Annotated in this window: 10 protein-coding genes; 6 read left to right on the plus strand and 4 right to left on the minus strand. The window is 70.3% G+C overall.

Features of this window, described 5'->3' with window-relative positions:
- Positions 1-20 precede the first annotated feature (20 nt).
- A complete protein-coding gene (locus IEY89_RS24925) occupies positions 21-1,433 on the minus strand; it encodes a cation:dicarboxylate symporter family transporter (RefSeq protein WP_189149723.1) in 1,413 nt (470 codons plus the stop codon).
- 140 nt (positions 1,434-1,573) lie between these two features.
- Positions 1,574-3,202 (minus strand): peptide-N4-asparagine amidase, encoded by a 1,629-nt coding sequence (locus tag IEY89_RS24930; protein WP_189149724.1) that lies wholly within the window; start codon positions 3,200-3,202, stop codon positions 1,574-1,576.
- A gap of 202 nt (positions 3,203-3,404) precedes the next feature.
- On the opposite strand from IEY89_RS24930, the gene IEY89_RS24935 reads away from it, so the two are divergent.
- From IEY89_RS24935 to IEY89_RS24950, 4 genes are all read left to right on the plus strand, one after another.
- Positions 3,405-5,210, plus strand: coding sequence for an ABC transporter ATP-binding protein (locus IEY89_RS24935; protein WP_189149817.1), 1,806 nt, complete (start codon positions 3,405-3,407; stop codon positions 5,208-5,210).
- Entirely contained in the window at positions 5,207-6,988 is a 1,782-nt protein-coding gene (locus IEY89_RS24940) for an ABC transporter ATP-binding protein (protein ID WP_189149725.1), read from the plus strand. The genes IEY89_RS24935 and IEY89_RS24940 overlap by 4 nt, the downstream gene beginning before the upstream one ends.
- Positions 6,989-7,129: 141 nt before the next feature.
- On the plus strand, positions 7,130-7,600 hold the full coding sequence (locus tag IEY89_RS24945; RefSeq protein WP_189149726.1) for a DUF5709 domain-containing protein: 471 nt from the start codon (positions 7,130-7,132) through the stop codon (positions 7,598-7,600).
- A 57-nt stretch (positions 7,601-7,657) separates the two neighbouring features.
- Complete coding sequence (locus IEY89_RS24950; protein WP_189149727.1) at positions 7,658-7,915, plus strand: type B 50S ribosomal protein L31; 258 nt, start codon at positions 7,658-7,660, stop codon at positions 7,913-7,915.
- Positions 7,916-7,938: 23 nt separating this feature from the next.
- Here the strand turns inward: IEY89_RS24950 and IEY89_RS24955 are convergent, their stop codons facing one another.
- Positions 7,939-8,733 (minus strand): metal-dependent hydrolase, encoded by a 795-nt coding sequence (locus IEY89_RS24955; RefSeq protein ID WP_189149728.1) that lies wholly within the window; start codon positions 8,731-8,733, stop codon positions 7,939-7,941.
- Between the two features lie 145 nt (positions 8,734-8,878).
- On the opposite strand from IEY89_RS24955, the gene IEY89_RS24960 reads away from it, so the two are divergent.
- Together IEY89_RS24960 and IEY89_RS24965 are read left to right on the plus strand one after the other, a co-directional pair.
- Entirely contained in the window at positions 8,879-11,392 is a 2,514-nt protein-coding gene (locus IEY89_RS24960) for a DEAD/DEAH box helicase (RefSeq protein WP_189149729.1), read from the plus strand.
- 19 nt (positions 11,393-11,411) lie between these two features.
- The gene (locus IEY89_RS24965; RefSeq protein WP_189149730.1) at positions 11,412-12,281 is read left to right on the plus strand and encodes an acyl-CoA thioesterase; all 870 of its coding nucleotides are present in this window, start codon (positions 11,412-11,414) and stop codon (positions 12,279-12,281) included.
- 14 nt (positions 12,282-12,295) lie between these two features.
- Here IEY89_RS24965 and IEY89_RS24970 read toward each other — a convergent pair whose 3' ends face one another.
- Positions 12,296-13,300, minus strand: a complete 1,005-nt coding sequence (locus tag IEY89_RS24970) for a DUF6397 family protein (RefSeq protein WP_189149731.1) — start codon at positions 13,298-13,300, stop codon at positions 12,296-12,298.
- Positions 13,301-13,410 lie beyond the last annotated feature (110 nt).

Consider the following 13,410-nt stretch of genomic DNA (forward strand, 5'->3'; position numbering starts at 1 on the left):
ACTACTGGGGTGCCCCCGGATCAGCTCGCGGACTCCTTGACACCGGACACCTGGGCCGGGACCGCCGGCACCGGGGTTTCCTTCGCGTCGGACGCGGCGGGGATGTCCGCCTCGTCCGGCGCGTCGTCCTCGTCCGAGATGACGATCTCCCGGTCCAGCACCTTCTTCGCGCGCTCCAGGTCCAGGGCGCCCTCCCAGCGGGAGACCGCGAAGACGGCGACGCAGTTGCCGAGCAGGTTCGTCACGACACGCATCGAGTCCATGATGCGGTCGACGCCGAGGAGCAGGGCGACGGCCCCCGCCGGGATGGCCCCGAGCGAGGAGGCGGTCGCGGACAGCGCGAGGAAGGCGGAACCGGGGATGCCGGCCATGCCCTTGCTGGTGAGCATGAGCACCAGGATCACGGTGACCTGCTGACCGAGGCTGAGGTCCACTCCCACGGCCTGGGCGATGAACAGGGTGCCGATGGAGAGATAGAGCGACGCGCCGTCGAGGTTGAAGGAGTAGCCGGTGGGCAGCACCAGACCCACGGCGTCGTCGCGGGCGCCGGCCCTGCGCAGCTTCAGCATCACGCGCGGCATGACGGACTCGGTGGAGGCGGTGCCGAGGGCGAGGAGCATCTCCTCACGGATGTAGCGGAGGAACTTCCAGAGGCTGAGCCCGGTGACCATCTTCAGAGCGACGGCGAGCAGCGCGATGAAGAGCGCGGCAGCCGCATAGCAGAGGATGATGAGTTTGGCGTACGTCTCGATCACGCCGAGTCCGTACTGGCCGATCAGGACCGCCATCGCGCCGAACACCGCGATCGGGGCGAGTCGCATGATGAAGCCGACGACCGCGAAGATGATCTCCTGGGCCTGCTCGATGGCCGGCAGCACCTTCGGCACCTTGGTGTGGCCGAGGTGGAGCAGGGCGGCGCCCACCAGACAGGCCAGGATCAGCACCTGGAGGAGCTCGTTCTCGGCGAAGGCACCGACGAAGCTGGTGGGAATCGCGTTGACGACGAACTCGGTCGTCGAGGGCAGCGAGCCGCCGCCCGTCTTCGCGTCGATCGCCGAGGTGTCGAGCGTGGCCGGGTCGACGTTCATGCCCGAGCCGGGCTGGACGATGTTGGCGGCGAGGAGCCCGATGACCAGGGCGAGCGTGCTCGCCACCTCGAACCAGATCAGGGCCTTGAGGCCGATCCGGCCGAACGCCTTGAGATCTCCGGCCTTGGCGATGCCGACGACGACCACGCAGAACACGAGCGGCGAGATGATCGTCTTGATGAGCCGGGTGAAACCGTCGCCGAGCGGCTTGAGATCAGTGGCCACGCCGGGCCACAGCTTGCCGACGACGATGCCGAGCACAAGCGCGACGGCAACCTGCGCGAACAGAGAGGTACGCAGTATGCGTGCGACGCGTCGCGGCAGGGACGGTACGGACTGCGGCACGAGCACTCCTCCAGGAAGTTTCTGGGATGCGGAAAAGTGCTTCCGCGTCGCACACTATTGAGGAATCATGGATCCCGGCTGCAACCTGCGTATTTCAGCGGCGTAAATCATCGACCGTCCCCACCGCGCGCACAGCCCTCTCAGCAGCCGTCGCGGTCCTCCGTGAGCACCCCCTGCACGGTCACCAGCGAACGGTCGTGGCATCCGGCCGAGCCGAACAGCCGGTAGCGCTCGCTCGTCGTCCCGACGGCGTGACGCTGGTCGCGCGGCACGTTCGCCGTGTATGTCGCGTCGCCCGTGTACGCGTCGTCGAGCCACGACCACGCCGTACGCCGGCCTGCGAACGTCTCGGTGACGGCCTCCCGGTCGCCCAGCGCCAGCACGGTCCGCAGCCGGTCGCCCGCACCGAGCGTGGTCGTGCCGTCCATCGTGTACGTCCGCTGCGTGCGGGTCGCCCTGGCCGGCCCGCGTCCGTCGACGGTGACGTTCTCGGCGTCCGTCCAGGTGGCGGCCAGTCCGTCGGTGTTCTCGCCGTCGGTCCAGCGGTGCACGGAGGTGTTGGTGAGGGATCGGCCTACGGTGGTGACGACCCGGCCGTGCGAGGTGTCGACATACCCGGCGACGGTCAGCCGGTGAGCGGCGCCGGTGTCGAGACGGTGCTGCTCGTCGGCCGAACCAGGTGTGTACGTCGAGGAGTTGTCGAGGTCGCCCGCGTGGTGGGCGGTGAGCCTGCCGGTGACCCGCGCGCGCTCGGTGTCCTGCCAGACGAGGACGTTGACGGGGCTGCTCCAGCCCGCCTGCCCTTCCGGAACACCGACGACGGAGACCTCCACGTCGTGCGGGCGACCGTCGTTGAGCAGCCCGGCGAAGGGGGTCAGATCGTATTCGATCGGTTTGATGTCGAAGGCGCGCGGCCCCGGAATCACGTACCAGAGAAAGGGGTTGGACCAGCCTCCGGTCCACACGGTCGGGAACGGGGCGGCGATTCCGGCCAGTTGGCCGTCGACCTTGATCTGCACCTCGCGGTACGGGCCGTCCGTGGCCTTGCAGGAGTAGGGGGCCGAGTCGGGGACGGTGAGGTACCAGTACTCCTCGCAGCCGCCGCCGGAGCCGGTCGCGTAGACCTCGGCGACGATGCGTTCACTGTTGCGCGGGGTGGTGAGGGTGCCGTCCTGGAGGGTGAGGACGCGGTCGGGAGTGTCCTTCGCGACGGGTGTGCCCGGATAGAACGTCAGCGTGACCTTGACGTCGAGGATGCCGGTGTAGGTGTCGTTGACAACGTTTCCGATGAGCATCTCTACGGGCTGGGCCCTACTGAGGGTGTCGCTGTAGCGCGTGACGTCCTTCTCGACGGACCAGGAGATGCCGTCGGGCGAAGGCTGCGGAGTGGAGGTACGGAGGACTTCGACGCCGCCGATGTGCAGATAGCCGAGTCGGTCGTACTGACGCCCCTTGACCCTGCCCTCCATCCGCAGCACGACCTTGCTCCAGCCCGCACCGCAGCCTCTCGGGGGCTCGTACGCGCCCTCGTAGGGTGTGAAGTCCCTGAACTGGGCCTCGGCGACGGTGACTTCGCAGGAGGTGGAGCCGACCGGGCGGGTGACCGCGGGCGCGGCGGTGACCGGGTCGTGCCAGTCGGTGCCGAACTCGGCGGGTACGTCGACGGGCTGGGCCGCCGCCTCGGCCGACTGAGCGGGGTTCGCTCCTAGGAGGGTGCTCGCCAGGAGGGTCGCTCCGGCAAGCATGGACATGATGATCCGGCTTCTCATGGCCGGTGTTCTACGGGCAGTCGGCCCCGCGCGGCAATGAGGCGAACAACCGCCAATCGGGCCGAAACCACGCCTCTTGCCGGAAAACCGTTTGCCTCCGACCACACGGTGACGCGAACCTTTCACGGCCCGTTGTCGGCCTTTCCGACCCCCTCCCCCACACATCCACCCCCTCATGCGAGATGCGAGCCACTGGGACGTCATGAAGATCCAAGACCTTCCGTATCGAGACCCGGGTGTACCGGACGCACGCTCGGGCCCCAGATTTCTGTGGTGGCTCTTCCGCAACCAGCTCGGCGGTCAGCTCACCGCCCTCGCCTGGGGACTGGTGCACTTCGTGGCCGTCTCCGGACTGCCGTTCGGCGTCGGGTTCGCCGTCCAGGCCGTCGTCGACCGCTCGGGCGAGCGGCTGGCTCTCGCGGGCGGGCTGATGGTGCTGTGCGGGGTGGCCATCGCACTCGGCGACAGCATGCTGCACCGGGCCGCGGTCACCAACTGGATCACGGCGGCGGCCCGCGTCCAGCAGCTGCTGGCCCGCAGGACCGCCCAGCTGGGGTCGGCCCTGACGCGGCGCGTCGCGGCCGGTGAGGTCGTCGCGGTCTCCACGGGGGACGTGGAGAAGATCGGCTGGTTCGTGGAGGCCCTCTCCCGGTTCACGGCCGCGGCGGTGACCGTCGTACTGGTCTGCGTCGGCCTGTACCTCTACCAGCCGGAGCTCGGCATCGTCGTCGCCGTGGGCATCCCGGTCCTCGCCATCGCCGTACTGCCGCTGCTGCCGCGAGCCACCCGGCGGGCCGACTTCCAGCGTGAGAAGGCGGGCCGCGCGACCGAGCTGGCCTCGGACACCGTCGCGGGACTGCGCGTGCTGCGTGGCATCGGTGGCGAGGAACTCTTCCTCGACCGCTACCGCCGGGCCTCGCAGGAAGTGCGGCACGCGGCCGTGCGCAGCGCCCGTATGTGGGCGCTGATCTCGGCGATCCAGGTGCTCCTGCCCGGTCTGCTGATGATCGCGGTCGTCTGGCACGGCGTGCACCTGGCCGGGCAGGACCGGATCACCGTCGGCGAGCTCGTCACCGTGTACAGCGCGGTCATGCTGCTGACGTATCCGCTGCGGCACTTCGAGGAGATCGCCATGGCGTACTCCTTCTCCCGGCCCTCCGCGAAACGGGCCGCCCGGGTGCTGTCCCTGGAACGCGCCACGGACACGGCGGGCTCGCGCGAGGCGGTGGTGCCGACCGGGGATCTGTACGACCCCGCGACCGGGCTGCTGGCACCCGCCGGATGTCTGACCGCCGTGGTGTGCGGCGATCCGGACGCGGCGGGTCTGCTGGCGGAACGGCTCGGCGGGCACCCGTCCGAGGAGGGCACGTCGGCGCTCCTCGGTGGCGTGCCGCTGGACGAACTGCCGCTCTCCAGCACCCGCACGGCCGTCCTCGTCCAGGACAAGGACCCGGTGCTGCTCTCCGGTTCGCTGCGCGAGCTGCTCGACGTGCCCGCCTCGGGTGCGGTGACCGCCGCCGAAGCACTGGCCGCCGCACAGTGCGGGGACGTGCTGGAAGCGCTCGTGCAGGGTTCACTGGACGCCGAGGACCCGTTGGACGCGCGGATCACCGAGCGTGGGCGGTCGTTGTCCGGCGGCCAGCGCCAGCGGCTGGCACTGGCGCGGTCGCTGATCACGGACCCCGGGGTGCTCGTGCTCGACGAACCGACGTCGGCCGTCGACTCGCACACCGAGGCCCGGATCGCCGACGGGGTGCGGGAGTTGCGCGCCGGCCGGACGACGGTCGTGTTCACCTCCTCGCCGTTGCTCCTGGACCACGCCGACCGGGTCGTGCTGATCCATGAGGGCGAGGTCGCGGCCGTCGGTGTGCACCGCGAACTGGTGCACAAGGAACCGCGGTACCGGGCCGTGGTGACCCGCGAGACCGAGGACGAGGAAGCCATCGGCCTCGAACTGGACGACCTGGAAGACCTGGAACAACTCAAGGAAATCGGAGAGACGGCATGATCGGCGTGGCGCCACCGGCGTACGACCCGGCGGCCCCGACAACGGCGAGCACCCTGCCGGTCGGTGCCCCCGCGACCGTACGCGCCTACGTGGCCGAACTGTTCCGCAGGCACCGGCGTGCCTTCCTGCTCCTGGTCACCGTCAACACGGTCTCCGTGGTGGCCTCCATGGTCGGCCCGTACCTGCTGGGCGACCTCGTCGAGCGGGTCTCGGACGACGCCCGCGAAGTCCATCTGGAGCTCACCGTCGGCCTGTTCGCCGCCGCGCTGGTCGTACAGGCCGTGTTCGTACGCCAGGTGCGGCTGCGCGGCGCGATGCTCGGCGAGCGGATGCTGGCCGACCTGCGCGAGGACTTCCTCGTCCGGGCGGTCGGGCTGCCGCCGGGTGTCCTGGAACGGGCAGGCACGGGTGACCTGCTCTCCCGCATCACGACCGACATCGACCGGCTCGCCAACGCGATGCGCGAGGCGGTGCCGCAGCTCGCCATCGGTGTGGTGTGGGCGGCACTGCTGCTCGGAGGTCTCGTGGTCACGGCACCGCCGCTGGCGCCGGCCGTGCTCCTCGCGGTGCCGCTGCTGGTGGTCGGCTGCCGCTGGTACTTCCGGCGCGCCCCCTCCGGCTACCGCTCGGAGGCCGCCGGGTACGCCGCTGTCGCCGCCGTGCTCGCGGAGACCGTGGACGCCGGGCGGACCATCGAGGCCCACCGGCTGGGCGACCGCCGGATCGAGCTGTCGGACCGGCGGGTCAGGGAGTGGACGGCCTGGGAGCGCTACACGCTGTGGCTGCGGTGTGTGCTCTTCCCGGTCATCAACGCCACCCATGTGACGGTGCTGTGCTCGGTGCTGATGATCGGCGGGGTCTTCGTGCTCCAGGGCTGGATCGGCGTGGGCCAGCTGACCACGAGCGCTCTGCTCGCCCAGATGCTCGTCGACCCGGTGGGGATCATCCTGCGCTGGTACGACGAGCTCCAGGTCGCCCAGGTGTCGCTGGCCCGCCTGGTCGGCGTCCGGGACATCGAGCCGGACGCCGGTGACCCCTCGTTGGCCCCGGACGGGCGGGACGTGCACGCGGACCAGGTGCACTTCGGTTACCGGGAGGGCGTGGACGTGCTGCGCAAGGTGTCCCTGGAGGTCGCGCCGGGCACCCGGCTGGCCCTGGTGGGCCCCTCCGGCGCGGGCAAGTCCACGCTGGGCAGGCTGCTCGCCGGGATCTACGCGCCCCGGACCGGCCGGATCACCCTGGGCGGCGCCGAGCTGTCCAGGATGCCCGCCGAGGAGGTCCGCTCGCACGTCGCGCTGGTCAACCAGGAGCACCACGTCTTCGTCGGCTCCCTGCGCGACAACCTGCTGCTGGCCCGGACGGACGCAGGGGACGCCGAGCTGTGGGCGGCGCTGGGCGCGGTCGACGCGGACGGCTGGGCCCGGGCGCTGGACGACGGCCTGGACACCGAGGTCGGTTCGGGCGGGTTCGCGCTCACCCCGGCGCAGGCCCAGCAGATCGCGCTGGCCCGGCTGGTCCTGGCCGACCCGCACACACTGGTCCTGGACGAGGCGACCTCCCTCCTCGACCCGCGCGCGGCGCGTCATCTGGAGCGGTCCCTGGCAAGGGTCCTGGACGGCCGTACGGTCGTCGCCATCGCCCACCGACTGCACACGGCCCATGACGCGGACGTCATCGCCGTGGTGGAGAACGGCCGGATCAGCGAGCTGGGCAGCCACGACGAGCTGGTCGCGGCGGACGGGGCGTACGCGGCGCTGTGGCGGTCGTGGCACGGGTGACGCACGGGTGATCGGGCGGCGGGGCGGGGCCGGCTCGGCTCCGTCCCGTTGCGCGGTCCCGACGGTGGGTGGAACGCTGGAAGCGGCTGCCCGCCCATCCCGGCGGCGCCGGGGCCGGTCCCCACCCACCTGGAGGTACCCGTGGACAGTGACGAGGGATGGGGAGACGACGTCTACCAGCCCGACGGATCCGAGGTACAGGACGACGCGGGCCTCCTGGACGCCGAGGACACCCTGGTCACCGACGGGGTCGACGACCCCCTCGACCGTGGCTGGTCCCCTCCGGACCGGCCCTGGGCGGTGGAGCGCACCGGTGTGACGGCGGCGGAGCGACGGCAGGGCGAGACCCTGGACCAGCGCCTCGCCGAGGAACTGCCGGACATCGCGGCATCGGACGGCGACGGCATCGGCGACTGTGCGGGCACGGACGGCGAGCCGCTGGACAACGAGGTGGGCGCCGCCCGCTCGGGCCGCCTGGTGGCCCCGAACGAGGGCGCGCACGAGGACGGGGAGAGCGGGCTGATCGCCACCGACGTGGGTATCGACGGCGCCGCGGCCTCGGCCGAGGAGGCCGCGATGCACATCGTCGACGAGGACGCCCTGTCCGGCTGACCGGCCCCCACACGCAAGGGCCCGGTGGGGCCACCAGGCCGAGCGAGGAGTACGCGCATGCAGCAGGACAAGCAGCCCGCCTACCAGCCTGTCGTCTTCCGGGACCGGGCCGCCGGATACGCCTTCCTGACCCGGTCCACCGCGACGAGCGAGCAGACCATCGAATGGGACGACGGCAAGACCTACCCGGTCGTGGACGTGGAGATCTCCTCCGAGAGCCATCCGTTCTACACCGGCAGGGCCCGGACGGTGGACACCGAGGGCCGCGTCGCCGCCTTCGAACGGCGATACGGCGACGGGGAGAGCCAGGGCTGAGACGGCTGTCTCAGCCCTGGGCCTCAGATGAGGTTGAGTGCCGCCGCGCAGCCCACTCCCCCGAGCAGCATGAACGCCGGCATGAGCACCTTCAGCTCAACCCAGCTGCCCGCCCGGAAGCGCAGCGCCTTCGGCGGGCCGATCGGGTACCAGCGCTTGCGGCCGATCGGGACGGGCCACAGGACCGGGCAGCCCGACACCGTCAGCGCGTCCCCGATGTCGTGCACCAGCCCGCCGAGCACGATCGGCAGCCCGAGCCACAGATACGTCTGCCCCGGGTCCGTGAACAGCCAGTCCGCGCCGTTGCCCGGCTTGTCCAGGACGCCGGCCAGGATCCAGGCAGTGGTCGCTGCCAGCAGCCAGACCAGGACGTCGGCGCTGGAACCGCGCGTCGCCCGCCACAGCAGGCCCTCGATGGCGAGCACGATGTGCACGAAGAGGATCGCCAGCACCGCCCAGCGGCCTCCGGTGATCGCCGCCGCGGAGGCGCCCCCACCGATCAGGACCGCCCACAGCCAGGTGTGCGTCAGCGTCCGGTGCCCGCCCGAGCGGCGCGGGTCGCCCTGCTTCTTCGTCGCCTTGTAGACGGCGTAGGAGAGCTTGTCGACGATCTCGCACAGGCCGCGCGAGACCGGGCCGAAGGCACGCGAGATCGTCGCCGCCTTGTGGTCGAGGTCCGGGCCGAGTGCGGCACCGGCACAGATCAGGGCACCGACCAGGACCACCGGCCAAGGCATCGGCTTGCCGGCCGCGGCCGCGGCGGCTCCGACCCCGAGCCAGGCCGCGGCCCCCGAGAGTGAGTGTGCTGGTCCCATCATGGCCGTGTCCCGCCCTATTCCTCGTACGCCGCTGTCCAGTTGACCGGGTGCGCTGACGCTCCGTCGGCGACACAGCGTATCGGCCATGATCTTCGGACTGGCATCCGATTCCCCCTTCACCTGGGATCACAGGCAAGATGGGGGCGTGACCCTCATCGATCAGCTGCCGCAGACCGCAGACCCCGACGCCCTCTACGAAGCCTTCGAGTCGTGGGCCCAGGAGCGCGGTCTCACGCTCTACCCGCACCAGGAGGAGGCGCTGATCGAGGCGGTCTCGGGTGCGAACGTGATCGTGTCGACGCCCACCGGCTCCGGCAAGAGCATGATCGCGGCGGGCGCGCACTTCGCCGCGCTTGCCCGGGACGAGGTCACCTTCTACACCGCTCCGATCAAGGCCCTGGTCTCGGAGAAGTTCTTCGAGCTGTGCAAGATCTTCGGCACGGAGAACGTCGGGATGCTGACCGGTGACGCGTCCGTCAACTCCGATGCCCCCGTCATCTGCTGCACGGCCGAGGTGCTGGCGTCGATCGCGCTGCGCGACGGCAAGCAGGCGGATGTCGGCCAGGTCGTGATGGACGAGTTCCACTTCTACGCCGAGGCCGACCGCGGCTGGGCCTGGCAGATCCCGATCCTGGAGCTGCCGCAGGCGCAGTTCATCCTGATGTCGGCGACGCTGGGCGACGTCTCGATGTTCGAGAAGGACCTCACCCGCCGCACCGGCCGCCCGACCTCGGTGGTCCGCTCGGCGATCCGCCCGGTCCCGCTGTCGTACGAGTACAAGCTGACCCCGATGACCGAGACCCTGACGGAACTCCTGGAGACCCGGCAGGCACCCGTCTACATCGTCCACTTCACTCAGGCCCAGGCGGTGGAGCGGGCGCAGGCACTGATGAGCATCAACATGTGCACGCGCGAGGAGAAGGACCGGATCGCCGACCTTATCGGCAACTTCCGCTTCACCACCAAGTTCGGCCAGAACCTGTCCCGTTATGTCCGGCACGGCATCGGCGTCCATCACGCCGGCATGCTCCCCAAGTACCGCCGTCTGGTCGAGAAGCTGGCCCAGGCGGGCCTGTTGAAGGTCATCTGCGGCACGGACACGCTCGGCGTCGGCGTCAACGTGCCCATCCGTACGGTGCTGTTCACGGCGCTGACGAAGTACGACGGCAATCGCGTACGGAATCTGCGCGCGCGTGAGTTCCACCAGATCGCCGGCCGGGCGGGCCGCGCGGGCTTCGACACGGCGGGCTTCGTCGTCGCACAGGCGCCCGAGCACGTCATCGAGAACGAGAAGTCCCTCGCCAAGGCGGGAGACGACCCGAAGAAGCGCCGCAAGGTGGTCCGCAAGAAGGCGCCCGAGGGTTTTGTCGGCTGGACGGAGAACACCTTCGATAAGCTGATCACCTCCGATCCGGAGCCGCTGACGTCCCGCTTCCGGGTGACCCACACGATGCTGCTGTCGGTGATCGCCCGCCCCGGCAACGCCTTCGACGCGATGCGGCACCTGCTGGAGGACAACCACGAGCCGCGCAAGCAGCAGTTGCGGCACATCCGGCGCGCGATCGCCATCTACCGGTCGCTGCTGGACGGCGGCGTCGTCGAGAAGCTGGACGAGCCGGACGCGACCGGGCGCATCGTGCGCCTGACCGTGGACCTCCAGCAGGACTTCGCGCTCAACCAGCCGCTGTCCACCTTCGCGCTGGCCGCGTTCGAGCTCCTGGACCCGGAGTCGCCGTCGTACGCGCTGGACATGGTGTCGGTGGTCGAGTCCACGCTGGACGACCCGCGCCAGATTCTCGCGGCCCAGCAGAACAAGGCGCGCGGTGAGGCCGTCGGGGCGATGAAGGCGGACGGCGTCGAGTACGAGGAGCGCATGGAGCGCCTCCAGGACGTCTCGTACCCGAAGCCGTTGGAAGAGCTGCTCTTCCACGCCTACGACACGTACCGCAAGAGCCACCCGTGGGTCGGCGATCATCCTCTCTCCCCCAAGTCCGTCATCCGCGACATGTACGAACGCGCCATGTCCTTCACCGAGTTGGTGTCCCACTACGATCTGGCCCGCACCGAGGGCATCGTGCTGCGCTATCTCGCCGGCGCCTTCAAGGCCCTCGACCACACCGTCCCCGACGACCTCAAGTCCGAGGACCTGCAGGATCTGATCGCCTGGCTGGGCGAGATGGTGCGCCAGGTCGACTCCAGCCTCCTGGACGAGTGGGAGCAACTCGCCAACCCGGAGGTGATGACCGCCGAGGAGGCCCAGGAGAAGGCGGACCAGGTCAAGCCGGTCACGGCCAACGCGCGGGCCTTCCGTGTCCTTGTCCGCAACGCCATGTTCCGCCGCGTCGAGCTGGCCGCGCTCGACCAGGTGGAGGCCCTGGGCGAACTGGACGCGGAGGCCGGGTGGGACGCCGACGCGTGGGGCGAGGCGATGGACAAGTACTGGGACGAGTACGAGGAGCTCGGCACCGGCCCCGACGCCCGCGGCCCCCGGCTGCTGATGATCGAGGAGGAGCCGCAGAACAGGCTGTGGCGCGTCCGGCAGGCCTTCGCCGACCCGAACGGCGACCACGACTGGGGCATCAGCGCGGAGGTCGACCTCGTGGCCTCCGACACGGAGGGGCGCGCGGTCATCAAGGTCACCGACGTCGGCCAGTTGTGAGGACAGGAGAATCGCACCCATGACGAACGCAGCCGAAAGACTCGTCGACCTGCTGGACCTGGAGCAGATCGAGGTCAACATCTTCCGTGGCCGCAGCCCCGACGAATCCCTCCAGCGGGTCTTCGGCGGCCAGGTGGCGGGCCAGGCACTGGTCGCCGCCGGGCGCACCACGGACGGCGAGCGTCCGGTGCACTCGCTGCACGCGTACTTCCTGCGCCCGGGCCGCCCGGGGGTACCGATCGTGTACCAGGTCGAACGGGTCCGTGACGGCCGGTCGTTCACCACCCGGCGGGTCACGGCCGTGCAGCAGGGCCGCACAATCTTCAATCTCACCGCCTCCTTTCACAAGCCCGAGGAAGGCAGCTTCGAACATCAGCTGCCGCCGGCCCGGAAGGTCCCCGATCCGGAGTCCCTGCCGAACGTCACCCAGGAGATCAAGGACCATCTCGGCGCGTTGCCCGAGCAGTTCGAGCGAATGGCGCGCCGTCAGCCCTTCGACATCCGTTATGTGGACCGTTTGCTCTGGACCGCCGAGGAGGTCCAGCAGTTGGAGCCGCGCAGCGCGGTGTGGATGCGTACGGTCGGCCCGCTGGGGGACGACCCGCTCGTCCACACCTGCGCGCTGACGTACGCGAGCGACATGACGCTGCTCGACGCCGTCCGCCTCCCGGTGGAGCCCCTGTTCGGCCCGCGGACCTTCGACATGGCCTCGCTGGACCACGCCATGTGGTTCCACCGGCCGTTCCGCGCGGACGAGTGGTTCCTGTACGACCAGGAATCCCCCATCGCCACGGGCGGGCGCGGGCTGGCCCGCGGCCGGATCTACGACGTCGAGGGCAGGCTGCTCGTCTCCGTCGTCCAGGAGGGGCTGTTCCGGAAGCTGGGTTGAGGAGTCTCGTCCGGTCAGACTCGTGCCGCGCGCTCACGGTCCCGGGCGGGGCGTGGGTTTCTGCCGCGCAGGCGGCTCAACAGTCCGCGGGTTCGCTCGGATGCCCCTGATTGCACGGACACTTCGGGCCGGCGCTCCTGCTGCTGGGGCAGGTGCCCGACGTGCTCCTGTTCGGTCTCTTCGTACGAGGCCCGGGCCTGTTCCGGCCCGGGGCGCGGTGCGGGTCGGTGGTCGCGGGCCTCGGCCAGGGTTCCGGCCAGGTCCGCGCGGAGCCAGCCGATCTCGTCCGGGTCGTCCGCCGTCATGATCCGTTCCGCGAGACGGGCGGCGGGCGAACCCGGTACCCCATAGGCCGGCCGCTCCGGCCGGAAGCGGTTCAAGTAAGCACGTTCGTAGGGGTCGTTGACGATTTCCGCGACCTGGGCCGGGTCGAGGAAGGACGCCACGACGGCGGCCCGCGCCCACGGGTCGTCGGCCGGCCGGAGCAGGAATCCCAGTTGTCGTCCCCGCCAGTTGCGGGGCCGCAGGTCAAGGCCTGCTTCGAGTTGGTTCCGCAGGCTCCGGGTGGTGCGGCCGGTCAGCAGCGGGGCGGTGTCCTTGCCTGCGGCGAACTGCCGTAGTTCGTCGGCGAGATACAGCCAGACCACGGCCCGGTAGCGGTTGAGGTAGAAGTTCACCGGCGTCACCAGGCCCAGCCGCGCCAGGCGGGTGAACCTGGTGGGCGTCACATCCATGAGCTTCGCGCCATCGGCCGTGCCCACCGCCCGCACGCGTTCGCGCAAGGTGTCGGGGAAGTGTGCGTCGTTGCGCAGCCGGTCGATCTCGTCGCGGCCCACGCGTCGGCCGCCGCCCCCTTCGTCAGGAACGGTCCGGACACACCCGAGATGGACCGCGAGGTCGAACTCGCGTCGTTTCAGACCAAGTTCGCGTGCGGCTCGGCTCGGCGCGAAGGGTGTGCCGGAAGTGCGGAGCGTGCCGGTGGCCGTCTGGGCGGGTCGTGCGAAGTTGACGCCGGACATGGTCGGTCTCCCCCGTGGAGTGGATGGCCCGCGCCGTGTGCGCCGGCCTCGGGAAAAACCGTAGCCGGTTCGGCGCCCGGACCGGCAAGCCTGTGGATAACTCTCTCCAC

Origin of the sequence: Streptomyces lacrimifluminis (assembly GCF_014646095.1) — a bacterium.
In the GTDB taxonomy this organism is placed as follows: domain Bacteria; phylum Actinomycetota; class Actinomycetes; order Streptomycetales; family Streptomycetaceae; genus Streptomyces; species Streptomyces lacrimifluminis.

Coding starts and splice junctions, on each gene's coding strand:
- IEY89_RS24930 (WP_189149724.1), bottom strand. CDS start 3,202: ATGAGAAGCCGGATCATCATGTCCATGCTTGCCGGAGCGACCCTCCTG.
- IEY89_RS24935 (WP_189149817.1), top strand. CDS start 3,405: ATGAAGATCCAAGACCTTCCGTATCGAGACCCGGGTGTACCGGACGCA.
- IEY89_RS24940 (WP_189149725.1), top strand. CDS start 5,207: ATGATCGGCGTGGCGCCACCGGCGTACGACCCGGCGGCCCCGACAACG.
- IEY89_RS24950 (WP_189149727.1), top strand. CDS start 7,658: ATGCAGCAGGACAAGCAGCCCGCCTACCAGCCTGTCGTCTTCCGGGAC.
- IEY89_RS24955 (WP_189149728.1), bottom strand. CDS start 8,733: ATGATGGGACCAGCACACTCACTCTCGGGGGCCGCGGCCTGGCTCGGG.
- IEY89_RS24965 (WP_189149730.1), top strand. CDS start 11,412: ATGACGAACGCAGCCGAAAGACTCGTCGACCTGCTGGACCTGGAGCAG.
- IEY89_RS24970 (WP_189149731.1), bottom strand. CDS start 13,300: ATGTCCGGCGTCAACTTCGCACGACCCGCCCAGACGGCCACCGGCACG.